The organism is Allobosea sp. CRIB-10, from assembly GCF_900112185.1.
In the GTDB taxonomy this organism is placed as follows: domain Bacteria; phylum Pseudomonadota; class Alphaproteobacteria; order Rhizobiales; family Beijerinckiaceae; genus Allobosea.
This window is the reverse complement of the sequence record NZ_FOKP01000030.1, coordinates 13,503-36,153: the sequence shown is the minus strand read 5'-3', so window position 1 is coordinate 36,153 and position 22,651 is coordinate 13,503. Positions and strand designations below refer to the sequence as shown.

The 22,651-nt window shown below is 67.7% G+C and carries 21 protein-coding genes; 15 read left to right on the top strand and 6 right to left on the bottom strand.

All coding sequences use genetic code 11. The features are described 5' to 3' along the window. Positions 1-29: 29 nt before the first annotated feature. The 4 genes from BMZ69_RS26795 (at position 30) to BMZ69_RS26780 (ending at position 2,989) form a co-directional block, all read left to right on the top strand. Positions 30-431: a hypothetical protein gene (locus BMZ69_RS26795; RefSeq protein ID WP_092162705.1), complete on the top strand. Its 402-nt coding sequence runs from the start codon at positions 30-32 to the stop codon at positions 429-431. Further along, the gene (locus BMZ69_RS26790; RefSeq protein WP_210188097.1) at positions 424-1,134 is read left to right on the top strand and encodes an ABC transporter ATP-binding protein; all 711 of its coding nucleotides are present in this window, start codon (positions 424-426) and stop codon (positions 1,132-1,134) included. Before BMZ69_RS26795 ends, BMZ69_RS26790 begins: the two co-directional genes overlap by 8 nt. Then, the gene (locus BMZ69_RS26785; RefSeq protein ID WP_210188096.1) at positions 1,131-2,366 is read left to right on the top strand and encodes an FtsX-like permease family protein; all 1,236 of its coding nucleotides are present in this window, start codon (positions 1,131-1,133) and stop codon (positions 2,364-2,366) included. The genes BMZ69_RS26790 and BMZ69_RS26785 overlap by 4 nt, the downstream gene beginning before the upstream one ends. A 65-nt stretch (positions 2,367-2,431) precedes the next feature. Next, on the top strand, positions 2,432-2,989 hold the full coding sequence (locus BMZ69_RS26780) for a L,D-transpeptidase (protein WP_092162702.1): 558 nt from the start codon (positions 2,432-2,434) through the stop codon (positions 2,987-2,989). Here the strand turns inward: BMZ69_RS26780 and BMZ69_RS26775 are convergent. Then, positions 2,986-4,281 carry a DUF3422 family protein gene (locus BMZ69_RS26775; protein WP_092162701.1) on the bottom strand — a complete coding sequence of 432 codons (1,296 nt, stop codon included), beginning with the start codon at positions 4,279-4,281 and terminating at the stop codon, positions 2,986-2,988. The genes BMZ69_RS26780 and BMZ69_RS26775 overlap by 4 nt on opposite strands. 197 nt (positions 4,282-4,478) lie before the next feature. Here BMZ69_RS26775 and BMZ69_RS26770 point away from each other — a divergent pair, with 197 nt between their 5' ends. The 6 genes from BMZ69_RS26770 to BMZ69_RS26750 all read left to right on the top strand — a co-directional run bounded on the left by BMZ69_RS26770 (position 4,479) and on the right by BMZ69_RS26750 (position 8,223). After that, positions 4,479-4,958, top strand: a complete 480-nt coding sequence (locus BMZ69_RS26770; RefSeq protein WP_092162700.1) for a DUF29 domain-containing protein — start codon at positions 4,479-4,481, stop codon at positions 4,956-4,958. Positions 4,959-4,996: 38 nt separating this feature from the next. Beyond that, positions 4,997-5,623 (top strand): hypothetical protein, encoded by a 627-nt coding sequence (locus tag BMZ69_RS26765; RefSeq protein WP_092162699.1) that lies wholly within the window; start codon positions 4,997-4,999, stop codon positions 5,621-5,623. A 112-nt stretch (positions 5,624-5,735) separates the two neighbouring features. Then, the gene (locus tag BMZ69_RS26760; RefSeq protein ID WP_092162688.1) at positions 5,736-6,236 is read left to right on the top strand and encodes a hypothetical protein; all 501 of its coding nucleotides are present in this window, start codon (positions 5,736-5,738) and stop codon (positions 6,234-6,236) included. Continuing rightward, a complete protein-coding gene (locus BMZ69_RS31760) occupies positions 6,233-6,397 on the top strand; it encodes a hypothetical protein (protein WP_175506990.1) in 165 nt (54 codons plus the stop codon). The genes BMZ69_RS26760 and BMZ69_RS31760 overlap by 4 nt, the downstream gene beginning before the upstream one ends. A 135-nt stretch (positions 6,398-6,532) precedes the next feature. Next, positions 6,533-7,459: an ABC transporter ATP-binding protein gene (locus BMZ69_RS26755; protein WP_092162687.1), complete on the top strand. Its 927-nt coding sequence runs from the start codon at positions 6,533-6,535 to the stop codon at positions 7,457-7,459. Next, positions 7,456-8,223 carry an ABC transporter permease gene (locus BMZ69_RS26750; RefSeq protein WP_092162686.1) on the top strand — a complete coding sequence of 256 codons (768 nt, stop codon included), beginning with the start codon at positions 7,456-7,458 and terminating at the stop codon, positions 8,221-8,223. The genes BMZ69_RS26755 and BMZ69_RS26750 overlap by 4 nt, the downstream gene beginning before the upstream one ends. 16 nt (positions 8,224-8,239) lie before the next feature. Here the strand turns inward: BMZ69_RS26750 and BMZ69_RS26745 are convergent, their stop codons facing one another. Continuing rightward, a complete protein-coding gene (locus BMZ69_RS26745) occupies positions 8,240-9,922 on the bottom strand; it encodes a methyl-accepting chemotaxis protein (RefSeq protein ID WP_092162685.1) in 1,683 nt (560 codons plus the stop codon). Positions 9,923-10,103: 181 nt separating this feature from the next. Between BMZ69_RS26745 and BMZ69_RS26740 the strand changes: the two genes are divergently transcribed. Both BMZ69_RS26740 and BMZ69_RS26735 read left to right on the top strand, forming a co-directional pair. Further along, entirely contained in the window at positions 10,104-11,726 is a 1,623-nt protein-coding gene (locus BMZ69_RS26740) for a peptide chain release factor 3 (RefSeq protein ID WP_092162684.1), read from the top strand. 404 nt (positions 11,727-12,130) lie between these two features. Then, on the top strand, positions 12,131-13,258 hold the full coding sequence (locus BMZ69_RS26735) for a S41 family peptidase (RefSeq protein ID WP_139219223.1): 1,128 nt from the start codon (positions 12,131-12,133) through the stop codon (positions 13,256-13,258). 15 nt (positions 13,259-13,273) lie between these two features. Here the strand turns inward: BMZ69_RS26735 and BMZ69_RS26730 are convergent, their stop codons facing one another. Both BMZ69_RS26730 and BMZ69_RS26725 read right to left on the bottom strand, forming a co-directional pair. Further along, entirely contained in the window at positions 13,274-14,491 is a 1,218-nt protein-coding gene (locus BMZ69_RS26730; RefSeq protein WP_092162682.1) for a hypothetical protein, read from the bottom strand. A gap of 31 nt (positions 14,492-14,522) precedes the next feature. Beyond that, the gene (locus BMZ69_RS26725; protein WP_092162670.1) at positions 14,523-15,815 is read right to left on the bottom strand and encodes an adenylosuccinate synthase; all 1,293 of its coding nucleotides are present in this window, start codon (positions 15,813-15,815) and stop codon (positions 14,523-14,525) included. A 244-nt stretch (positions 15,816-16,059) separates the two neighbouring features. Between BMZ69_RS26725 and BMZ69_RS26720 the strand changes: the two genes are divergently transcribed. The 3 genes from BMZ69_RS26720 (at position 16,060) to BMZ69_RS26710 (ending at position 18,837) form a co-directional block, all read left to right on the top strand. Further along, positions 16,060-16,626 carry a dihydrofolate reductase family protein gene (locus BMZ69_RS26720; RefSeq protein ID WP_175506992.1) on the top strand — a complete coding sequence of 189 codons (567 nt, stop codon included), beginning with the start codon at positions 16,060-16,062 and terminating at the stop codon, positions 16,624-16,626. 87 nt (positions 16,627-16,713) lie between these two features. Continuing rightward, a complete protein-coding gene (locus BMZ69_RS26715) occupies positions 16,714-17,292 on the top strand; it encodes a tyrosine phosphatase family protein (RefSeq protein ID WP_092162668.1) in 579 nt (192 codons plus the stop codon). A gap of 333 nt (positions 17,293-17,625) precedes the next feature. Continuing rightward, positions 17,626-18,837: an amidohydrolase gene (locus tag BMZ69_RS26710; protein ID WP_092162667.1), complete on the top strand. Its 1,212-nt coding sequence runs from the start codon at positions 17,626-17,628 to the stop codon at positions 18,835-18,837. 166 nt (positions 18,838-19,003) lie between these two features. Here the strand turns inward: BMZ69_RS26710 and BMZ69_RS26705 are convergent, their stop codons facing one another. After that, on the bottom strand, positions 19,004-20,686 hold the full coding sequence (locus BMZ69_RS26705) for a mucoidy inhibitor MuiA family protein (protein ID WP_175506991.1): 1,683 nt from the start codon (positions 20,684-20,686) through the stop codon (positions 19,004-19,006). Positions 20,687-20,981: 295 nt separating this feature from the next. After that, positions 20,982-22,604 (bottom strand): ABC-F family ATP-binding cassette domain-containing protein, encoded by a 1,623-nt coding sequence (locus BMZ69_RS26700; protein ID WP_092162665.1) that lies wholly within the window; start codon positions 22,602-22,604, stop codon positions 20,982-20,984. Positions 22,605-22,651 lie beyond the last annotated feature (47 nt).

Sequence of the window (22,651 nt, the reverse complement as noted above, 5' to 3'; positions counted from 1 at the left end):
GCCGCGGGCTCCTCACCGGGCTCGCGGCGTTGCCCGTTTCGCTGCGCGTAGTCGCGGCCGAGGCAGAGATTCTGACCTTCGACGGTCTCTACAAATCCTTCGGCGTGCTCGGCTTCCAGTTTTCCGACCGGGCGACCTCGCTGCGCGGCAAGCCGGTCAGGATGCTCGGCTACATGGCGCCGCCGCTGAAGCCGGAGAGCCATTTCTTCGTGCTGACGCGCGAGCCGCTGGCGATCTGCCCGTTCTGCCAGTCGGACGCCGATTGGCCGGTCGATATCGTCGTGGTCTTCATGCGCGCGGCGACGCCAATGGTCAGCGCTGGCCAGAAGGTCGCGGTCAGCGGCCGGCTCGAGATCGGCTCCTCGACCGATGCCGAGACCGGCTTCGTCAGCCAGGTCAGGCTCGTCGATGCCGGCTTCCACAGTGTCTGAACGGCTAGTCAGCGCGGCGCAGCCGCTGAATTTCTCCGGCATCCAGGTCGATCATCGCGACGGTGACGGGCGGCCCTTCCGGGTGCTCGACATTCCCGATTTCAGGGTGCCGCCCGGTGCGCTGATCGGCCTGCGCGGCCCCTCCGGCTCAGGCAAGACTTCGCTGCTGCATCTCGCTGCCGGGTTCTTCCTGCCCGATGCCGGCAGCATCGGCTGGGGCGATGTCGTGGTCTCCGCATTGCCGGGGGCGGCGCGCGATCGCTGGCGGCGCGAGACGGTCGGCTTCGTCTTCCAGGATTTCCATCTCGTGCCCGAGCTCGACGTGCTCGCCAACATCACCCTGCCCGCAAGCTTTTCGGGCTGGCGGCAGACGAGCGATCAGGTCGCGCGCGCCACTTTCCTCGCTGAGCGCATGAGGCTGACCGATCTGCGCCGGCGCGCCGCCGTGCTCTCGCGCGGCGAGCAGCAGCGCGTCGCGATCGCACGGGCTTTGTTCAACGCACCGGCGCTGATCCTCGCCGACGAGCCGACGGCGAGCCTCGATCCCGTCCATGCGGCCGAGGTCGGCTCGCTGCTGGTCGAGGTCGCCAAAGAGAGCGGCGCGACGCTGCTCTGCGCCGCGCATGATCCGGCGCTGCTGGCGCGGATGCAGCATGTCGCGGCGATCGGCGACGGGCCGTTGATTCTGAAGGTGGCGGCGTGAATCCTTTGCCGATGGTCATCGCCGACCTCAGGGCGCTGCGCTGGACGGCTGCCGCGATCGTGACGCTGGTCGCGCTGGCGGTGGCGATCGGCGTGTCCATCAGCGCTCAGGAGCGGGCGCTGCGCCAGGCCTCGGCCCGGGCGGCGGACGATTTCGACCTGCTGATTGGCGCGCCCGGAAGCCAGATGCAATTGCTGATGTCGGCGATCTACCTGCAGCCGGAGGCGCTGCCGCTGATCGGCGGGCGCCTGCTCAACGAGCTCGCCCGCGATCCGCGCGTCGCCGCCGTCGCGCCGCTCGCCTTCGGCGACATCGCCCGCGGCCATCCGGTGATCGGCACGACGGTCGCCTTCGCCAGCCGCTGGGGGCGCCTGCAGCCGAGCGAGGGCCGGCTGTTCGTGCGCGCGGGTGAGGCGGTGCTCGGTGCCGACGTCACCTACCGACTCGGCGACAAGATCGAGCCCTCGCATGCGATCGCCGGGCATTGGCCGAAGCGCGGCGTCGCCGATGCCGAAGAGGCGAGCCATCGCCATGAGGGCCATGCCTATGTCGCGGTCGGCCGCCTGCCGCGGCTGGGCTCGCCCTTCGATCGGGCGATCCTGGTGCCGGTAGAAAGCGTGTGGGAGGTGCACGGGCTCGGCAACGGCCATGCCGGGGAGGGCGCCGCGCTCGGCCCGCCCTTCGACGGCCAGCGCATTCCCGGCGTGCCGGCGCTGGTGGTGAAACCGAAGGCGGTCGCCGACGCCTATGCGCTGCGGGCGCGCTACCGGCAGGGCGGCACCATGGCCTTCTTCCCGGCCGAGGTGCTGGTCGGGCTCTATCGGACGCTCGGCGATGTCGGGCAGGTGCTGAGCGTCGCCTCCGTGCTCAACGCCGTGCTGATCCTGGCGGCGATCTTCCTGCTGCTCGTCGCGGTGACCGGGCTGAGACGGCGGCGCTATGCCGTACTGCGCGCGCTCGGTGCGCCGCGAGCCTACGTCCTGCTGGTGGTCTGGCTCGGCATGGTCGGGCTGGTCGCGGCCGGCTGCCTCGCCGGGCTCGGCCTCGGTGCCGCGGCGACGCTCGCGGTCTCCGGCCTGTTCGAGGCGCAGACGGGCCTCAGGCTCTCCTTCGCGCTGGGGTCGGCGGAGCTCGCCCAGGTCGGGCTCATCCTGCTGCTCGGTTCGCTGGCGGCGCTCATTCCGGCGGCGCTGTCCTATCGCCGCTCGATTACTGCCGGCCTGCGCGGTTGAGCCGGGGTTGACCCTGCTTTGCCTCTTCCGGTTAAATCCCGGCGGGGGGCGTTGCAGGGATCATCATGCTGCGCGCCATTGTCTTGACTGCCGCCACTCTCGCTTTCGCTACGCCTGCGTCGGCCTATTCCAACCCGATCAGCCGCGGCCTCGCGGACTTCCTCAACATCTTCAGCGAACAGCCGGTGCCGCGCCAAATCGTGCCATGGAGCGGCAAGCAGGCGCCCGGCACGATCGTGGTCTCGACCAGCCAGAGGCGGCTTTACTATGTGCTCGGACGGGGGCAGGCCATCCGCTATGGCGTCGGTGTCGGCCGGCAGGGTTTCAGCTGGTCCGGCACCAAGATCGTCTCGCGCAAGCGCGAATGGCCGGACTGGCGCCCGCCGGCGGCGATGCTGAAGCGCCGACCCGACCTGCCGCGCTACATGGAAGGCGGGATGGAGAATCCTCTCGGCGCGCGGGCGATCTATCTGGGCTCGAGCCTCTACCGCATCCATGGCTCGAACGAGCCCGACACGATCGGGGCCGCGGTCTCGTCGGGCTGCATCCGGATGACCAATCGCGACGTGACGGATCTCTACGATCGCGTCAGGCCGGGGACCAAGGTGATCGTGCAGCGTTAGCCATCGCTATGGCCGCGCCTGATGCGGCGGACCATCAGCCAGACGGCGAGGATCGCGACCGGCACGAACAGCGCGGTCGCGATGCCGACATCGACTGGCAGGAAGCCGGCGTCCTTGGCGCCCTTGGCGAGATAGCCGAACAGGCTGACGACGTAATAGCCGATCGCCGCGACCGAGAGCCCCTCGACGGTCTGCTGCAGGCGCAATTGCAGCCGGGTGCGGTCGTTCATCGCCGCGAGCAGGTCGCGGTTCTGCTGTTCGAGCGCGACGTCGACGCGGGTGCGCAGCAGGTTTGCGGCGCGGGCGAGCCGGCGCGACAGGTCGAGCTGGCGCTGCTGCAGCATCTGGCAGGTGCGCATCGCCGGCGCCATGCGCCGCGACAGGAAGGCGGCGATGGTCGGCCAGCCGCCATAGGGCGCTTCGCCGATCGCCACGAGCCGCTGCTGCACGATCTCGTTGTAGGCCCGGCTGGCGCCGAAGCGGAAATTGGACGCAGCGACCTCGGATTCCAGCGTCGCGGCGAGGGCGGTCATCTCGTCGAGCAGGGCATTGTCGGCGGCTAGCCCGTCGGTCTGCATCATCGTCCCGGCGATGCGCACCAGCACCTCCTCGGTATGGCGCACGGAAGGAGCGAGGCGGTGTGCGTCCGGCAGACCGAGCAGAGCAAGAACGCGATAGGTCTCGACCTCCAGCAGCCGTTGCGCCAACGCGCCGGCCTTGGCCGGGGTGAGCTGGCGATCGAGCACGAGGATGCGGACGAAGCCGTCGGCCCCAGCGCGGAAATCGGTCGCGGCGATCGCCGCCTCGCCATCGACCAGCGATGCGGCCAGGCTGGCCGCATCGAACACGGCATCGAGTTCGGGCGCCGCCCTTTCCGGCAGCAGATGCAGGTCGACCGCCACTAGATGCGGCCCCGGCTGCGGCAGGGCATGCATGCCGTGCGGCAGGACGGCGGTCGCCGGCAGGAAGGGCATCGAGCCTGGCGAGGACAACTCCCAGGTATAGGTGGTGAACTCGCTGTGCTGCTCCCAACGCAGGCTGGTTTCGCCGAGCCTGGTGCGATGATGCTTGGCGCCCTCTGCCGGGCCGGGCACGCCCCGCTCGATGCAGAAGCGTGAGAGCGCGTCTCGGTCGGCGGCGGCCTGGGCCTGGTCGGTCATGAAGGCGAAATGCAGCAGTCGCTGCGGGGTCGAAAGCGGCGCGAAGGGGCGGGCGTGGATCTCGCCGAGGATGGCGCCGCGCGAGGGATGCGCGAGCAGCGGCGGCGCGCCGTTTTCGGTGGTCCCGTCCATGCAGCTTTGCCCCTTCGTGCGCCTGCTCTCGGCTTTGTCCGCACGCAAGCAGCTTGCCGGAAAGCGCCGCAGCCCGCGAGCCCGGCACGGTGTCGCAAGGAAAGGTGTCGCAAGGAAAATGGAGGGGCCATGCCCCGGTTCGCTTTGTACCGGGGCATGTCCGCGCTATTCTCGTCGACGTCAGCGGGAGCGCGATGATGGGCTACGCCAAGCAGAAGCCGCTTTACGAACCGGCTTCGGATTACGAGGCTGATTTTTATCTCTGGAGCTACGAACAGGCGGAGCTGCTGCGTCAGCGGCGGTTCTCCGAGCTCGACCTGCCGAACATCATCGAGGAGATCGAGAGCTTGGGCCGCAGCGACAAACGCGCTCTCTCCTCAGCCTATCGCGTGCTGATCCGGCATCTGCTCAAATGGCAATATCAGCCGGAGAAGCGAAGCGTTTCGTGGCAGGTCACGATTCGGGCTCAGCGGACCGAGATCGACACGTTGGAGGATGAAAGCCCGTCCTTGGCGGCCAAGGCGGGCGAGATCGTGTCGCGCGCCTATGCCAAGGCACGCTCCGAGGCTGCGGAGGAGACGCTTCTGCCGCTCGCGACATTCCCGGAGAGCTGCGGCTATCTGCTCGCGCAATTGCGCGATTTCGACTGGCTGCCGGGAGAGCCGAGCAAAGGCTGATGACGAAATCGGGCGCGGGACGCGGTTAGGCTCGCTCCATGCCCCTGCCCAACCGCGTCCGCCCCGATGGCTCGCTCTTCGCCGATCCGGCACGCGGGCTGCTGTTCGGCAATCGCGGTGGCAAGTTCCATGATCCGGCGACGAAGGCACTGCCGATGCGGCTGTTCGCGACCAGGCAATGGATCTGCTGCGTGCTCTCGTTCAAGGGCCGCCAGCGCGATGTCTGGGGCCGCTACTACACCGAGCTGTTCTTCTGCGACGAGGTGACTGCATTGGCCGCAGGACACCGTCCTTGCGTCGAATGCCGACGCGGTGATGCGCATGCCTACCGGGCAGCGCTGGTCGCAGGGCTCGGGCTTCCCGAAGTGCCGCTCTTCCCCGCGATCGACGAGCGGCTCGATAGCGAGCGCCGGACGGGCCGCGGGAAGCGCCTGCACCGGCTGCCAGCGGAGAGTTTGCCGGATGGGGCGATGTTCGTCACGCCCGAGGGCGAGTTCCACGCCTTGCGTGACGGGCAGGCCCTGCTCTGGTCGCCGTCGGGTTATGTCGCGAGCAGGCCGCGGCCTGCCGGTCCGGTCGCCGTTGTCACGCCGCCGTCGTCCCTGGCCGCGCTTGTGAACGGCTATCAACCTCTCTGGCACCCGACCGCAGCCGAACCGGCCTGAAACGCGGCTTGCCTGCCTTGTTATCGCGGCGGGCTGTGACACACCCTCGGGCTCGGCGGATCGCGGCGCGCGCAGGGGCGCGCGGCCTGGTCGATCCCGGGGGAGAACACTCATGTTGAGGAAGACCGTCTTCGCGCTGGCGCTTGCGTTCGCCGGCTTTGCCGGGCTGCCGGCCATGGCCGGAGCGCTCCAGATCACCGAAGCCGATCCGGTCGCGGTCGTCACGGTGCCGGACGCCTGGACGACCGCGAAGGTCAAGCGCGGCGTCGAGATCAAGACGCCCGACGAGGAGATCTATATCTGGTTCGAGCTGATCGCGCCCGACGAACTCGATGCGGTGCAAAAGGAGCACAACGGCTATTTCGACAAGCAGGGGGTGACGATCACCGGCGCCTCCGAGACCATGAAGCAGGAGGTCAAGGGCAAGGCCTGGTCCTTCACCGAGCTCAAGGCCAAGAGCAAGGACGGCGATTCGATCATCCGCTACATCGCGATCAATCCGAACGTGGCGAGCGGCAAGATCATCATGATGACCTATTGGGCCTCGCCCGAGGGCGACAAGGAGCATGACGCGGCGATGAAGGCGCTCGTCGACAGCATCGCCTATAAGTGAGATCGACTCCCGGCGGCGGAACCGCCGGCGGCGTATCGACGTTGTCCCGTCATCTTCATCCGATGGCAATCAAGGGGGTAGCGTCGATGCGTTCGATCATTCTGTGGCTGGTGGGCGTTCCGATTCCGATCATCATCCTGCTCTGGTTCTTCATGCGCTGACAGGATCTGGTAGAAGGACTTGCTATGGCCGGGCTTGCCCGGCCATTCTTGTTTAGCGGGATGTCGTGCCGGCAGGGCGAAACGGCACCATCCCGCCTTCACCCATTTGCCGTGCTGCGAGTATAGCGTTCGCCCATGCAACCGATCATCCAGATATCCGGCCTGTCGAAGACCTATGCGTCGGGCTTCCAGGCGCTGAAGACCGTCGACCTCGACATCAGGCGCGGCGAGATCTTCGCCCTGCTCGGACCGAACGGCGCCGGCAAGACGACGCTGATCAGCATCGTCTGCGGCATCGTCCGGCCGAGCACCGGCACGGTTCTCGCCGACGGCCACGACATCATCCGCGACTACCGTGCCGCGCGCAGCCGGATCGGCCTCGTGCCGCAGGAGCTGACCACCGACGCCTTCGAGACGGTCTGGGCGACGGTGTCGTTCAGTCGCGGCCTGTTCGGCAAGCCGAAGAACCCGGCCATCGTCGAGCAGGTGCTGCGCGACCTCTCGCTCTGGGACAAGCGCGACAGCAAGATCATGACGCTGTCGGGCGGCATGAAGCGGCGCGTGCTGATCGCCAAGGCGCTGGCGCATGAGCCGCAGATCCTCTTCCTGGACGAGCCGACCGCCGGCGTCGATGTCGAGCTGCGCCAGGACATGTGGAAGCTGGTGCGGCGGCTGCAGGAGAGCGGCGTCACCATCATCCTGACCACGCATTACATCGAGGAGGCCGAGGAGATGGCCGATCGGGTCGGCGTGATCAGCAAGGGCGAGATCATCCTGGTCGAGGAGAAGGCCGAGCTGATGCGCAAGCTCGGCCAGAAGCAGCTCACCTTGCATCTCCAGACGCGTCTGGATGCAGTACCGGAGCCCCTGTCCGGCTACGGGCTGACGCTGCAGGCGCAGGGCGAGGAGCTCGTCTACACCTACGACACCAAGGCCGAACGCACCGGCATCACTGCGCTGATGAAGGACCTGGCCGAGGCCGGCATCCGCTTCAGGGACCTGCGCACCAGCCAGTCCTCGCTCGAGGACATCTTCGTCGGCCTTCTGAGGGCGAACGCATGAGCGTCAATCTCCACGCGATCAAGGCGATCTATCGCTTCGAGATGGCCCGCACCTGGCGCACGCCGCTGCAGAGCGTGCTCTCGCCGGTGATCTCGACCTCGCTTTATTTCGTCGTCTTCGGCGCGGCGATCGGCTCGCATATGCAGGCGATCGACGGCGTGCCCTATGGCGCCTTCATCGTGCCGGGCCTGATCATGCTCTCGCTGCTGACGCAGAGCATCGCCAACGCCTCTTTCGCGATCTATTTCCCGAAATTCGTCGGCACGATCTTCGAATTGCTCTCTGCGCCGGTCGCGTGGTGGGAGGCGGTCTTCGCCTATGTCGCAGCGGCGGCGACGAAGTCGGTGCTGCTCGGCCTGCTCATCCTCGCCACCGCCTTCCTGTTCGTGCCGCTGAAGATCGCGCACCCGGTCTGGATGCTGCTCTTCCTGATCCTGACGGCGGCGACCTTCAGCCTGTTCGGCTTCATCATCGGCGTCTGGGCCGACGGCTTCGAGAAGCTGCAGGCGATTCCGCTGCTGGTGATCACGCCGCTGACCTTCCTCGGCGGCTCCTTCTACTCGATCGACATGCTGCCGCCGTTCTGGCGGGCGGTGACGCTGGTCAATCCGGTCGTCTACCTGATCAGCGGCTTCCGCTGGAGCTTCAACGGCACGGCCGATGTCGGCATCGAGGTCAGCCTGGCGATGACGCTGGTCTTTCTCGGGGCCTGCATCGCTGTGATCGCCTGGATCTTCAAGACCGGCTACCGGCTGAAGAACTGACGATCGGGCGGCCGCTTCAGGCCGCCTTGATCTGACTGAAGAAGGTCGCGACGGCGCCGCGCAGCGCCTCCGCCTCGCGCGCCAGGTTCTCGGCGGTGCGCAACGTGTCGGAGGCGGCGCTGGTCGCCTCGCCCGAGGCGGCGGCGAGGCTGCCCAGCGCCAGGGCCGCGGTCGCGGCGCCGTCGGCGGTCGCCTGGGCGCTGCGGGCGATCTCCGAAGTGGTGCTCTTCTGCTGCTCGGTCGCGGCGGCAATGGCCCCGGTGTGCTGCGAAACCTCGGTAATCGTTGTGGCGATCGCGCCGATCGCGGCGACGGCATCCCTGGCTTCGCTTCGGAAAGCCTCGACCTGGCTGGCGATGCCGTTCGTCGCCTCGGCCGTGCGGCTCGCCAGAGTTTTCACCTCGGCGGCGACGACGGCGAAGCCACGCCCGGACTCGCCGGCCCGCGCCGCTTCGATCGTTGCATTGAGTGCGAGCAGATTGGTCTGCTCGGCGATGTCGCGGATCAGGTCGATGACACTGACGATGCGCTCGGAGGCATGTGCCAGGCCGTCGACGCGGCGGCTCACATCGCGTGCTTCCTGGGCCGCGCCGCTGACCATGGCGCTCGCCCGCGTCACGCGGTCGGCGATCTCGGCGATCGAACTCGACAGCTCCTCGGCCGCGACCGCGACATGCTGAACCTTGTCGGAGGCATCCTGGGAGGCGTTCTGCGCTCCGTCGATCTGCACGGTGCGGGCGCTGGCGATCTCGCTCACCGCTCGCGCCGCGCCCTCCAGGGTGTGGGCGCCGGTCTCGACGGTCTCCAGCGCATCGGCGAGCCGTGCATCGAAGGCGGCGACGACCTCGCCGATCCGCTGCTGACGTGCGGCGCGGCCGGCTTCGGCCTGCGTGGCGGCAGCTTCGAGCGTCTCGCGGGCCTGGGCGTGATCGCGGAAGATCTCGACGGCGCGCGCCATGTCGCCGATCTCGTCCCGTCGCTGGACCAATGGCACCGAGGTGACACAGCCGCCACTGGCCAGATCGCGCATCGCCGTCGCCAATCTCTGCAAGGGACGCGCGACCCGCCGGTTCACCACCAGCAAGGCGAGGCTGAGGCCGATCAGGACGGCGAGCGAGCCGACGCCGATCTGCAGGTCGACGCTGTCGCGCTGCATCGCTTCGAGGCTGGTGTCGAGCGCGGCGCTGCGACCGTCATAGCTGCCCGCGATGCGCCTGAGCCCGTCGTTCAGCATCTTGCGATTGTCGCGATTGGCCTCGTTGTTTCCGAGTTCACGCGCGGCGGCGATCGAGCCGGCCCGGCCCAGGCGGACGATCTCGCGCCGGAAGCGGATGAAGTCCTGCATGCCGGTGTCGACGCTGGCGAAGGCGGCACGGTCCTGATCGTCGACCAACGGCCGCCATTCCTCCATCAGGAGCGTGATCTCGGCGAGCCCTTGCAGCAAGAGCGGCGCGAAGCGCTCTGCCTCGGCACTGTCGGCGCTCATATAGATGCCGCGTGATTCCATCACCACGCCGTTGACCAGACCATTGATGCGCTCTGCGATGCTGGAGCGGCGCGAGGCCGCCTGCATCTCATCGGTCACCCTGGCGTATTGGCCAAGGCTGTGGACGCCGAGGCCGATGGCGAGAGCAGCGGCAATGACGAGAAGCGATATCGCGGCGAGGATTTGGCTCGAGATGGTGCGCAGCGTGGCCATCTGTGTCGCGAAGCGGCAGGCTGCGGCTTCGTCTCGGTGCGCAGCGGGAAACCCGGCAGCCACGATGGCAGGGTTTGGTTAAATTTGCGTTGGAACGCATGTCATGAACGCAGGGATTGTCGCATCGCGATGACGCTTCGCGCGATTGACTCGCGCGGCCGCATCCTGTCTTGACCACGCCATGACCGATCTTTCGACCATCGACAGCGCGACGACCGCGGCGGCGCCCCATGCGCGCCGGCGGACCTTCGCCATCATCTCGCACCCGGACGCGGGCAAGACCACGCTGACCGAGAAGCTGCTCTATTTCGGCGGCGCGATCCAGCTCGCCGGCGAAGTGCGGGCCAAGGCCGGCCGGCGCCAGACCTCGTCCGACTGGATGAAGATCGAGCGCCAGCGCGGCATCTCGGTCGTCACCTCGGTGATGACCTTCGAATATGACGGGCATGTCTTCAACCTGCTCGACACGCCCGGCCACGAGGACTTCTCGGAAGACACCTATCGGACCCTGACGGCGGTCGACTCGGCCGTGATGGTGATCGACGCGGCCAAGGGCATCGAGGCGCGCACCAAGAAGCTGTTCGAGGTCTGCCGTCTCAGGGACATCCCGATCGTCACCTTCATCAACAAGGTCGACCGCGAGACGCGAGACCCCTTCGACCTGCTCAACGAGATCGAGACGACGCTGGCACTCGACGTCGCGCCGATGACCTGGCCGGTCGGGCGCGGGCGCGAGTTCGTCGGCACGCTCGACCTCGCCAGCAACACGCTGCGCCGCAACCAGAAGGGCGACGAGAGCGATGCCGGCCAGAAGGTCGACGGCGAGGACGACAAGCTCTTTGACGAGCTCCTGCCCCATGGCGCCGCCGACACCTTCCGCGAGGAGGTTTTCCTGGCGCGCGAGGGCTGCAAGCCCTTCGATCTCGAAGCCTTCCGCGAGGGCCATCTGACGCCGGTCTATTTCGGCGCGGCGCTGCGCGACTACGGCGTACGCGACCTGATCGACGCGCTCGGGCGCCTCGCGCCGAGCCCGCGCGCTCAGCAGGCCGACAAGCGGGCGATCGAGGCCGGCGAGCCGAAGATGACCGGCTTCGTCTTCAAGATCCAGGCGAACATGGACCCGAACCATCGCGACCGCATCGCCTTCATGCGGATCTGCTCGGGCAAGCTCTCGCGCGGCATGAAGGCCAAGCTGGTGCGGACCGGCAAGCCGATGCCGATCAACGCGCCGCAATTCTTCTTCGCCCGCGATCGCTCGATCGCCGAGGAGGCTTTTGCCGGCGATATCGTCGGCCTGCCGAACCATGGCACTTTGCGCATCGGCGACACGCTGACCGAGGGCGAGGACATCGTCTTCCGCGGCGTGCCGAGCTTCGCCCCGGAAATCCTGCGCCGCGTCAAGCTCAAGGACGCGATGAAGGCCAAGAAGCTGCGCGAGGCGCTGCAGCAAATGGCGGAGGAGGGCGTCGTCCAGCTCTTCCTGCCGCATGACGGCGCTCCGGCCATCGTCGGCGTCGTCGGTGCGCTGCAGCTCGACGTGCTGAAGGAGCGCATGGAGGCGGAGTATTCGCTGCCCGTCGATTTCGAGCCCTGCCAGTTCGCCATCGCGCGCTGGGTCTCCAGCGACGACAAGGCGGCGCTGCAGAAGTTCACGGCGGCCAAGCCGTCCTCGATGGCGGACGATCTCGACGGCGACCCGGTCTTCATGGCCTCGTCGCAGTTCACGCTGAAATACGACGCCGAGCGTGCGCCGGAGATCAGCTTCTCCGATGTGAAGGACTACCAGAAGGTGTCGGGGGGCTGAGCCCAGCTGCGGCCGCGCCGTTCCGTACTGCCGCCATCTGTCCCGATCGATGATAAGCGTGGCGCCATTCGGTGGAGACCGGCCAGGCCATGCGACGAGATGGTGAGGTTCCCAGGCGCTCGTGGCGTCGGAGCGGGCTCAGGCTGCTGGCTGGCGTGGCAGCTTTGCTTGCCCTCGTTGCAGTCCCTCTCGGCGTCATCCTCTATCCGATGCTGAAGCCCTATCCGGCGGCGAGCGGTTCCGCGGCCGCCTCCCAGCGCGACAGGAACCTCCAGGACCTCACCCATCTGCGCCGCCTGCCGGAGGTCGAGCGCAGTTTCACCGCGCAAAGCCGCGTGGCGTTCGACCAGGCTGTCGCAGCGCTCGAGCTGCGCGCCGGCGAGCTCGACCGGGCCGGTCTGGCGATGGCGGCAGCGAAGGCGGTGGCTCTGGCCGACAACGGCCATACCAATGTGCTCGGGCTTGCCGGCGATCGCGGCTTCAACGCCGTGCCGATCCGACTGAGCTGGTTCGCCGACGGGCTGTTCGTGATCGCCACGGATTATGAGCGACGTCAGCTCCTCGGCGGCGAGGTGCTTGGCGTGAACGGGCGCTCGATTGCCGCCCTGGTCGAGGCGTTGCGCCCTCATGTCGGCGGCCCCGCCAATCTGGCGAGGGAGTTCGTGCCGAATTTCCTGATCTCGCCAGAGCTCTTGCATGCTGCCGGCTTGGCAGTGACGGCCGATGGCAGCACCTTCGAGATCCGCATGGCTGGCGGAAGCGCTGGCTCGGTGGATATCGCGGCCAATGCGGCTACGCAGGCACCTCACAATCGCTTTTTATGGCCGAAGGGCAATTTGAGTCCTCTAGGCCTGGCGAACGGATGGCGGCATGTGCTGGATGGCGTCGCGTTGCCGACCTATCTCACGCGCCTCGACGCAAATTACTGGCACGCCTATCCGGCTGATGATCTTCTCTACGTCCAAATCAACCGGGTGGGCGATCAGCCCCCGGTCGGTCTATCCGCCCATCTGGCCAACATTCTCGATGCCGCGGCGAAGAAGCCCGTTCGCGATGCCATCGTCGATCTGCGTTTCAATTCCGGCGGCGACTACACCCTGACCGCCGATTTCACGCGCCGGCTGCCGGAGCTTCTGCCGCCGGACGGCAGGCTCTTCATCCTGACCAGCGCGAACACGTTCTCGGCGGCGATCAGCACGGCGGCGCGGCTGAAATATTATGCCGGAGCACGCGCCGTCATCTTCGGAGAGGCTATGGGCGACCGTTCGCGGTTCTGGGGCGAGGGCGGAGCCACCTTGCTGCCCAATTCGAAGCTTGCGGTGCGCTACACCACCGCCTTCCACGATTGGGAACACGGCTGCAGCCTGTCGCAGATAAAGACCTGCTTCCTGCTGAACTACGTTTACGGCGTGCCAGCCGGCGATCTCCGGCCGAACGTGACGATCGCGCCGCGTTTCGCCGACTACGCTGCGGGCAAGGACCCTGTGATGCTCGAGGTCACCCGGCAGCGGGCATCGAACCCGCGGCGTTGAGGCGCTCGTCTCGCCTCAACCCTGCCAGCGGTTCAGCGCGTCGCCGATCGTCTGGTTGCCGGCGCTGCCCTTCTCGAAGGTGATGATGCCGCGGCGCCCGGAGGCGAAGCGCACCGGCACGTCGAGCCAGTTGCGATTGCGCAGGAGGTCGAGATTGCGCTCGGCCTCGACCGGCACGTTCGACAGGGCGGCGACGAACAGGTTTTCGCCCAAGGCCGAGGCGATCGCCGAGAGCGGGGCACCGCGCTCGCCCTCCTCGAGCTTGAACTGCGGCACGCCGACCTCGCGGATCGTGTCACTCGCGGCCTCGCCTGTGGTGGTGAAGCGCATGCCGATGATGTGCGAGGCCGGGAAGGCGGTATCGGTGTTGCGCCGGATGGTGAAGTCGAGCGAGAGCCCGGCATCGGCGATCTCGATGGTGGCGCGCACGATCGTCTCGACCGGCCGGCCGGCACCGGCGCTGTCGCTGTCGAGCCGCCAGAGAACGCGACCCTGGACGGTACGCGGCTGCTGCGGCGCGTCTGGGACCTCGATGTAGAGGATGGCGCGCTGGGCGACCGTGATGTCGTTGCCTGCCGGGCTGCCCGCCTGCTGGTTCGGGCGCTGGCCGGAGGATTGGCTCGGCGCTGGGGCCTGTTCGCCGCCGGCGCGTTCGCTGATCTTGCCGGCCTGTTCCTGTTGCGCCTGCGGCGCCTGCGTCTCGACGCGCGGCGGCCGGACCTGCTGGTCCTGCGGGGCGATCTTGTTGACGTAGTAGGCGGCGCCGGCGATCACCGCCACGGCAAGCGCGACGCCGCCGCCGACGATGGCGGTGCGGACATGGCCGGGATTGACGCTGCGCTCGCGCCGCGGGGCGACGCGTGGACGGATCGGCTGCGCATCCTCATGCGAAGCGGTCCGCTCTTCGAAACGCGGCGTCTCCTGCGACATTGCCGGACGCGGCTTCGGTTCCGGCGGAGCGGCAGGAGCCGGCGCCGGCTCGTCCAGGGGGAGAGGCGGCAGGCTCGGCTCGATCGCCTCGGCGAGCGCGATCTCGGCCTCGATGCGCGACACGGCCTCGTCGAGCGAGAGCCGCTCGCGGGTGATGTCGGCTTCCGAGAGCGGCGGGTCGAGGCTGCGCAATTGCGCGAGCAGCGCCGTGCGCGCCCGGTCATAGACGGCGCGGCGCGCTTCCGGCGACTTGTCGGTCAGTCCGGCGATCGCACGCGCCAGAATGGGGTGGAAATCGGCCATTGGCCTCACATGTCCGCGTTGGCCCGGCCCGTCAACCCTCGAACGGGTTCTGGACCAGGATCGTATCGTCGCGCTCGGGGCTGGTCGACAGCACCGAGACGGAGGCGCCGATCAGTTCCTCGATGCGGCGCACATATTTGATCGCCTGCGCCGGCAGCTCGGCCCAGGAGCGGGCGCCCGCCGTCGAGCCTTCCCAGCCCTCGATCACCTCGTAGATCGGCTCGACCCTCGCCTGGTCGCGCTGGCCGGCCGGCAGATGCTCGAGGATCTCACCATCGAGCTTGTAGCCGGTGCAGACCTTGATCTCCTTGAAGCCGTCGAGGATGTCGAGCTTGGTCAGCGCGATGCCGTCGATGCCGGAGGTCTTGACCGTCTGGCGCACCAGGCAGGCGTCGAACCAGCCGCAGCGGCGCTTCCTGCCGGTGACGACGCCGAACTCCTTGCCCTTCTGGCCGATCAATTCGCCGATCTCGTCGAAGAGCTCGGTCGGGAACGGGCCCTCGCCGACGCGGGTGGTGTAGGCCTTGGCGATGCCCAGCACATAGCCGACGGCGGAGGGGCCGAGGCCGGAGCCGGTCGCGGCCTGGCCGGCGACGATGTTGGAGGAGGTCACGAAGGGATAGGTGCCGTGGTCGACGTCGAGCAGCGCGCCCTGCGCCCCCTCAAACAGGATGCGCTTGCCGGCGCGGCGCTGCGCATCGAGCAGGGCCCAGACCGTGTCGGCATAGGGCAGCACCTGCGGCGCGATCTCGGTGAGCTGCTTCAGCAGCTCGACGCCGTCGATCTCGGCGATGCCGAGGCCGCGACGCAGCGCGTTGTGGTGGGCAAGCAGGCGCTCGATCTTGGCCTTCAGGACCGTCTCGTCCTTGAGGTCGATGACGCGGATGGCGCGCCGGCCGGCCTTGTCCTCATAGGCCGGGCCGATGCCGCGCTTGGTCGTGCCGATCTTCAGCGCCGAATTCGAGGTCTCGCGGAAATGGTCGAGCTCCCGGTGCAGCGGCAGGATCAGCGTCGCATTGTCGGCGATGCGCAGGTTCTCAGGACTTATCGCGACGCCCTGCGCGCGCAGCCGGGCGATTTCCTCGACGAGGTGCCAGGGATCGACGACGACGCCGTTGCCGATCACCGAGAGCTTGCCGGGGCGCACGATGCCCGAAGGCAGCAGCGAGAGCTTGTAGACGGTGCCGTCGATGACGAGGGTATGGCCGGCATTATGGCCGCCCTGGAAGCGCACCACCACATCGGCCTGGCTCGACAGCCAGTCGACGATCTTGCCCTTGCCCTCGTCGCCCCACTGGGCGCCGACCACGACCACGTTCGCCATGGAGGAGATTCCCTCTTTGCTGTTGGCGCAAGCGCCCGCACGAACAAAAACCCCGGCGCAAGGCCGGGGTTTCGGGTGAGGTCCTTGCAAGCCCTCTTCGGCCAAGAGAATGGCAAGGTCAAGGCTGACGGGCGCAAAGCCGGGGAAAGAATTTCACGGGCCCTGTCGATTTCACGGTTCCTGCTTCGACGTCAGGGCAGAAGGGGCAGCGCAACGCTGCCCGGCGGATCGCAGGAGAAGCAGCATGCGCAAGCTCGTCGTCACCCAGTACATCTCGCTCGACGGCGTCATCGAGGATCCGGTCGGCATGGAGAATTCCGGCCTCGGCGACTGGACCGGCCCGTTCACGCGCGGGCCGGAAGGCGAACGGCTGAAGCAGGAGGAACTCGATGCGGCGAGTTCACTGCTGCTCGGCCGCCGGACCTATGACGCCTTCGCGGCTGTCTGGCCGCATGTGACCGACAGCGCGTTCGCCGACCAGATCAACGCCTTGCCGAAGCATGTCGCCTCGACGACGCTGACGAGCGCCGAGTGGCAGGGTACCTCGATCCTGGCGGGCGATGCGCTCGCCGCCATCGCGGCGCTGAAGGATGGCACCGGCGGCGACATCCTGGTCTATGGCAGCCTGAAGCTCGTCCATGGCCTGCAGCACGCCGGGCTGGTCGACGCCTACAACCTCATGGTCTATCCGGTTGCGCTCGGCGCCGGCGGGCGGCTCTTCGCCGACGGCGCGCGCAGCACTCTTTCGCTCACCGAGGCGCAGACGCTGGGCGACGGCATCCAGTGGCTACGCTACGAGGTCAAGCATTGACGGGCAGGGCAGCCCTGCGGCGATCGCGGTTGCGGCTGCCGCCAGGGCGGATTAACCCGGCGTCTTCGAGACCGGGAACAAACGCCGATGCTGCCCATCGCCATTTCGACGCTCACCATCTGCGGGATCGAGGAATTGCCGGCGCAGAGCACGCGCAAGGTCAGCCATGTGCTGTCGCTGCTCGATCCCGACCTGCCGGAGCTGCAATCCTTCGTGGCCTATGAGGCGCATGAGCGGACGACGCTGCGCTTCCACGACATCATCACGCCGCAGGAAGGCCGAGTGCATCCGACCGACGCCCACGTCGCCGAGATCCTCGATTTCGGCGCGAAGCTGCGCGAGTCGGCCATTCAGCGGCAGGAGGGCCATCTGCTGGTCCATTGCCATATGGGCATTTCGCGCTCGACCGCGGCGATGCTGTCGCTGATGGCCCTGGTGGAAGCTGAGGAAGGCGAGGATGCCCTGTTCGCGCGCCTGCGGACGATCCGGCCGCAGGCCTGGCCGAACTCGGTGATGATCGGCTTCGCCGACGCGCAATTGAAGCGCGGCGGCCGGCTCACGGACGCGCTGCGCCGGCACTATGCTCATCAGCTCGAGATGCAGCCGCGCTATCGCCAATGGATGGCCGATCTCGGCCGCGGCGCCGAAGTCGCGATGGCGGGCTGAGCGCCTTTTCCCAGGTAGCCCGTTTGGAACCTCAGCCCTCATCCTGATTCGCCCGCAGGGCGCGTCTCGAAGGGTGCTCCAGTTGTCTCCGGAGCCTCCTGGAGCATCCTTCGAGACGGCCGCTGACGCGGCCTCCTCGGGATGAAGGCTTCGGGAAACGTCTACTCGGGCTCCAACCACTCCGACCGCCGTCACTCCCCGGAAGCATGGCTGTTTTGCCGTGCTCGCAGAATGACTTGGCGCCGATCGGGCGTATGAGACAGAGAGGGCGGCGACAGGCGATGGCATGAGCCATGCCTGCACAAGAACGCCGCAGGCTGGGGAACGACATTCATGACGAAGCTCGACGACTGGCTCGGCGCGCACCACGCCGAGTTCACGGCGATCCGCCGTGACATCCACGCGCATCCCGAGCTTGGTCTCGAGGAGTATCGCACGGCCAAGCTCGTCGCCGACAAGCTGCGCGAATGGGGCGTCGAGGTCACGGAAGGCGTCGGCCAGACCGGCGTCGTCGGCGTCATCCGCGGCAACCAGCCGGGCCAGCGCGCCATCGGCCTGCGCGCGGATATGGATTGCCTGGCGCTGGACGAGCTGACCGGGCTGCCGCACGCCTCGAAATTTCCCGGCCGGATGCATGCCTGCGGCCATGACGGCCACACCACCATGCTGCTCGCCGCCGCCCGCTACCTCGCCGAGAACCGGGATTTCGGCGGCACGGTCAACCTGATCTTCCAGCCGGCCGAGGAAGGTCGCGGCGGCGCCAACGCCATGCTCGCCGACGGGCTGTTCGCGCGCTTCCCCTGCGATGCGATCTACGGCCTGCACAATACGCCCGGCCTGCCCGCCTCGCATTTCGGCACGGCGGACGGCCCGTTCCTGGCGGCGGCCGATTCCTGGCGGGTGACCTTCCGCGGTGTCGGCGGCCATGGCGGCTCGCAGCCGCACCGCTCGACCGACATCACCTATGCACAGGCGCATTTCGTGCTCGGCCTGCAGGGCATCGTCGGCCGCAATGTCGCGCCGCTCGACACGGCCGTGATCAGCGTCGGCTTCATCCATGGCGGCGACGCGAACGCCTCGAACGTCATCCCGTCCGAACTCGTCATCGGCGGCACGGCACGGACCTATTCGAAGGAGGTGCGCGATCTGGTCGAGCGCCGCATCGCCGAGCTCGCCGCCGCGACGGCACAGGCCTGGGGTTGCGAGGCGCAGGCCCACTACCATCGTGGCACCAGCCCGCTGGTGAACGCGGCCGAGCAGGTCAGGGTCGCGGTCGCAGCAGCCTCGACCGCGGTCGGGCCCGAGCATGTCAACGGCCAGATGCTGCGCGGCACCGGCGGTGAGGATTTCGCCGAGATGATGCTGGTCTGCTCCGGCGCTTTCATGCGCATCGGCAATGGCGTCGCGGCCGACGGCTCCTTCGCCGGCCTGCACACCCCGCTCTACGATTTCAACGACGAGATCATTCCCGCCGGCGTGCGCTACTGGGTCGGGCTGGTCGAGCAGGAGCTCGGTCAGGGCTGGCAGGCGATCGCGGCGGAATGACACCGTCATGGTCGGGCTTGTCCCGACCATCCACGTCTTCCTTCACCGAGCCCAGTGTTCAAGACGTGGATGCTCGCCACAAGGGCGAGCATGACGGAAAGCGCAGCGCGACCCCTCATCCGGCCGCTACGCGGCCACCTTCTTCCGCAAGGGGAGAAGGGAATATCTACCGCCGCGGCTGATCGAAGATCACCTCGCGGTCGCCGGGATATTTGATCCTGTAGGCCAGGCGGATCTCCTTCTGCGCGCCCGGCGCCAGCTCGAAGCTCCAGGCCGAGACGCCTCGCTTGTCGCCGACCTGCTTTTCGGTCGGCGGCGTGCTCTGCGACAGCAGTTCGACGGTGATCGCACTGTTCTCGGAGAAGGGCACGCGCTCGGTCACGGTCAGCTTGACTGGCTGGGCGTGCAGGCTCTTCACCACCGTCTTGAACTCGCGCTGGTCGGTGCGCGCCTGGCCGAGCCAGCCGGAATCGTTCTCGCGCCGGCGCACCGGTACGCGCGTCACCTTGAGGCGATCATCGGCGCCGAAGCCGAGCTCGACCTTGTCGCCCGGCGCGACCTGCCCGAGCCGGCCCTTGCCGATATAGGCGCCGTCGCGGTGGAGATGGACCTCGCCGGCGAGCAGCGGCGCCTCGTCCTCATGAGTGAAGCTCGCCTCGAGATAAGCCTTCTCCTCCAGCTCTGGCGTGGCGCGCGCCGAGAGCTCCGGCTTGATCTTGCCTTGCGTCAGCACCACCGCCTTGCTGGAGCCGTCTTGCGGGACGGTGACCCGGCCCGGCACCTTGAAGCTCGCCTGGTAGGCGCCGGCGCTGACGCTGGCGGTCTGCACCTCCGCCGGCTTCGGCGCGGCGGCGCCTATAGCCTGGTCGGGCGCGGCGGGCGCCGGTGCGATCGCAAGAGCAGGCGGCCGCGCCGCACGCTCGGAGTCCTGTCTCTGCAGGCGCGCCCGCTCCTCATAGACCACCGGGGGCTCGTAGAAGGCGATGCGCAGCGGGTTGAGCTCCGGCGCCCGCGTGCCTTGCGCCGAGCGTGTGGTCGAGAGCTCGACCGCGACCTCGCTCCAATCCTCGCCGGAGCGCTGGCGCAATTCGGCGCGACGGGTGAAGGCGATCTCGGCGCCGCCACTGGCGTTGCCCGTCGTCAGGCGTGCCTCATAGACCGGCAGCCAGCTTGCGCCGGCGACGCGGTAGCTCACGGCGATATCGGCCGCGACCGGCGCCTTCGCCTCGACGGCGATGGTGACGTCGCGCTTGGGCTGACTGGCGCGCGGCGCCACGGGCCTCGCCTTCTCAAGCGCGGCGATCTCGGCGTCGAGATCGGAGATGCGGTTGCGCAGGCCGAGCAACTCGCCCTGGACCTTGACCAAAGCGGTGCCGATCGCGTCGAACACAGCCGGCCAGTCGCTGACGGGCAGGACCTTGCCGTCGGGACCGAGCTTGTCGGGTCCGATCTTGCCGAAATTCTCGATGGTGGCGCGCTTCGTTTCGATCGCGCTGACCTCGCCGGTGAGCTTGGCCTTCTCGCCCTGCAGCGCCCGGATCTTGCCTTCGAGCACCTGGTCGAGGGCGGGACGGGCCTCGCCCGGAACCTGGCGGACATCAACCGCGCCGATCGAGAAGGCCCCGTCGCCCTGCGCCTCGACCCGGATCGACGCAGGGTCGACGCTGGCGGGCAGGCCGCGCAGCACGATCTGCGAGACACCTTCCAAGAGGGAGGCCTTGCCGAGCCGGGTCACCACCGCGCCGTCGGGGTAGACGGTGACGCGGTCGATCTTCGAGGCGAGTTCGATCTCGGCGGCGCCGGCGAAGCTCGGCACGAACATCAAGGCTGCGGCCAGTCCGGTCTTCATCATGGTGATCCCCCGACAAATCAAGCGGCCGCGATTTGTCCGGTGGATTTCGGCGCGGCGAGGGCGGAATTGAGCCGGAACGCGGGACAGCGCCGCGAGAGCCGGATCCGATCAGGTTGAACCAACCTGATCGGCGAATCCGTCTCTCACTTTTGGTTAGAGACCGCTTTTGCCGATCAGCTTGCGGTGCAAGCTGATCGGAACGGGCTCTAGGCGCCATCACCGCCCGGCGATGATGGCTCGCCCTTGCCGACGCCAGCGCGGTTTTCGCTGCGTCAATGCTTGGCTGGCGCCTTCACCCCCTCAAGCCAGGTGCCTCCTGGCCGGTGCTGGCGACGTATTCGGTGTAGCCGCCGCCATAAAGGTGGACGCCTTCCGGCGTCAGCTCCAGCACCCGGTTGGAGAGCGCCGCCAGGAAATGGCGATCGTGGCTGACGAAGAGCATGGTGCCCTCGTATTGCGCCAGCGCCGTGATCAGCATCTCCTTGGTGGCGATGTCCAGATGGTTGGTCGGCTCGTCGAGCACCAGGAAATTCGGCGGGTCGTAGAGCATCTTCGCCATGACAAGCCGGGCCTTCTCGCCACCGGAGAGGAAGCGGCAGCGCTTCTCGACATCGTCGCCCGAGAAGCCGAAGCAGCCGGCGAGCGCGCGCAGCGAGCCTTGCCCCGCCTGCGGGAACGAGCCTTCGAGCGACTGGAAGATGGTGGCGTCGCCGTCGAGCAGTTCCATGGCGTGCTGGGCGAAATAGCCCATCTTGACGCTGGCCCCGATCGCGACCGAGCCGCTGTCCGGCTGCGAGGCGCCGGCGATCAGCTTGAGCAGCGTCGACTTGCCGGCGCCATTGACGCCCATCACGCACCAGCGCTCCTTGCGCCGGACGTTGAAGTCGAGCCCGTCATAGATGGTCCTGGCGCCATAGCGGACATGCACGCCCTTCAGCATCGCGACGTCGTCGCCCGAGCGCGGCGCCGGCTGGAACTCGAACTGCACGGTCTGGCGGCGCTTGGGCGGCTCGACGCGCTCGATCTTGTCGAGCTTCTTGACGCGGCTCTGCACCTGCGCCGCATGGGAGGCGCGGGCCTTGAAGCGCTCGATGAAGGCGACCTCCTTGGCGAGCATCGCCTGCTGGCGCTCGAACTGCGCCTGCTGCTGTTTTTCGGCAAGCGCGCGCTGCTGCTGGTAGAACTCGTAGTCGCCGGAATAGCTGGTCAGCGTGCCGGCATCGATCTCGACGATCTTGCCGACGATGCGGTTCATGAATTCGCGGTCGTGCGAGGTCATCAGAAGCGCGCCGTCATAGCCCTTGAGGAAGCTCTCCAGCCAGATCAGGCTCTCGATGTCGAGATGGTTGCTCGGCTCGTCGAGCAGCATCACGTCGGGGCGCATCAGCAGGATGCGGGCGAGCGCGACGCGCATCTTCCAGCCGCCGGAGAGGGCGCCGACATCGCCCTCCATCATCTCCTGGCTGAAGCCGAGGCCGGCGAGCACCTCGCGGGCGCGACCGTCGAGCGCATAGCCGTCGAGCTCCTCGAAGCGGCCCTGCACCTCGCCATAGCGGGCGATCAGCTCCTCCATCTCGTCGGCGCGGTCGGGATCGCCCAGCGCCGTCTCCAGCTCCTTCAGCTCGGCGGCGATAGCGCTGATCGGACCTGCGCCATCCATCACCTCGGAGACGGCGCTGCGGCCCTTCATGTCGCCGACATCCTGGCTGAAATAGCCGATCGTGGTGCCGCGATCGACGCTGACCTGGCCTTCGTCGGGCAGGTCCTCGCCGGTGATCAGCCGGAACAAGGTGGTCTTGCCGGCGCCGTTGGGCCCGACGAGGCCGACCTTCTCGCCCTTCTGCAGCGCCGCCGAGGCCTCGATGAAGATGATCTGCTGGCCGTTCTGCTTGCCGATGCTTTCGAGGCGAATCATGATGTCCGGGACGCTGGAGAACTGGGGTTGCGGCGCGTTTACAGGGC

Excerpts from the sequence above, each read along its gene's own strand:
- BMZ69_RS26780 (WP_092162702.1), top strand. The coding sequence starts at position 2,432 with ATGCTGCGCGCCATTGTCTTGACTGCCGCCACTCTCGCTTTCGCTACG.
- BMZ69_RS26775 (WP_092162701.1), bottom strand. The coding sequence starts at position 4,281 with ATGGACGGGACCACCGAAAACGGCGCGCCGCCGCTGCTCGCGCATCCC.
- BMZ69_RS26770 (WP_092162700.1), top strand. The coding sequence starts at position 4,479 with ATGGGCTACGCCAAGCAGAAGCCGCTTTACGAACCGGCTTCGGATTAC.
- BMZ69_RS26765 (WP_092162699.1), top strand. The coding sequence starts at position 4,997 with ATGCCCCTGCCCAACCGCGTCCGCCCCGATGGCTCGCTCTTCGCCGAT.
- BMZ69_RS26760 (WP_092162688.1), top strand. The coding sequence starts at position 5,736 with ATGTTGAGGAAGACCGTCTTCGCGCTGGCGCTTGCGTTCGCCGGCTTT.
- BMZ69_RS26755 (WP_092162687.1), top strand. The coding sequence starts at position 6,533 with ATGCAACCGATCATCCAGATATCCGGCCTGTCGAAGACCTATGCGTCG.
- BMZ69_RS26750 (WP_092162686.1), top strand. The coding sequence starts at position 7,456 with ATGAGCGTCAATCTCCACGCGATCAAGGCGATCTATCGCTTCGAGATG.
- BMZ69_RS26745 (WP_092162685.1), bottom strand. The coding sequence starts at position 9,922 with ATGGCCACGCTGCGCACCATCTCGAGCCAAATCCTCGCCGCGATATCG.
- BMZ69_RS26740 (WP_092162684.1), top strand. The coding sequence starts at position 10,104 with ATGACCGATCTTTCGACCATCGACAGCGCGACGACCGCGGCGGCGCCC.
- BMZ69_RS26735 (WP_139219223.1), top strand. The coding sequence starts at position 12,131 with ATGGCGGCAGCGAAGGCGGTGGCTCTGGCCGACAACGGCCATACCAAT.
- BMZ69_RS26730 (WP_092162682.1), bottom strand. The coding sequence starts at position 14,491 with ATGGCCGATTTCCACCCCATTCTGGCGCGTGCGATCGCCGGACTGACC.
- BMZ69_RS26725 (WP_092162670.1), bottom strand. The coding sequence starts at position 15,815 with ATGGCGAACGTGGTCGTGGTCGGCGCCCAGTGGGGCGACGAGGGCAAG.
- BMZ69_RS26720 (WP_175506992.1), top strand. The coding sequence starts at position 16,060 with ATGCGCAAGCTCGTCGTCACCCAGTACATCTCGCTCGACGGCGTCATC.
- BMZ69_RS26715 (WP_092162668.1), top strand. The coding sequence starts at position 16,714 with ATGCTGCCCATCGCCATTTCGACGCTCACCATCTGCGGGATCGAGGAA.
- BMZ69_RS26710 (WP_092162667.1), top strand. The coding sequence starts at position 17,626 with ATGACGAAGCTCGACGACTGGCTCGGCGCGCACCACGCCGAGTTCACG.
- BMZ69_RS26705 (WP_175506991.1), bottom strand. The coding sequence starts at position 20,686 with ATGAAGACCGGACTGGCCGCAGCCTTGATGTTCGTGCCGAGCTTCGCC.
- BMZ69_RS26700 (WP_092162665.1), bottom strand. The coding sequence starts at position 22,604 with ATGATTCGCCTCGAAAGCATCGGCAAGCAGAACGGCCAGCAGATCATC.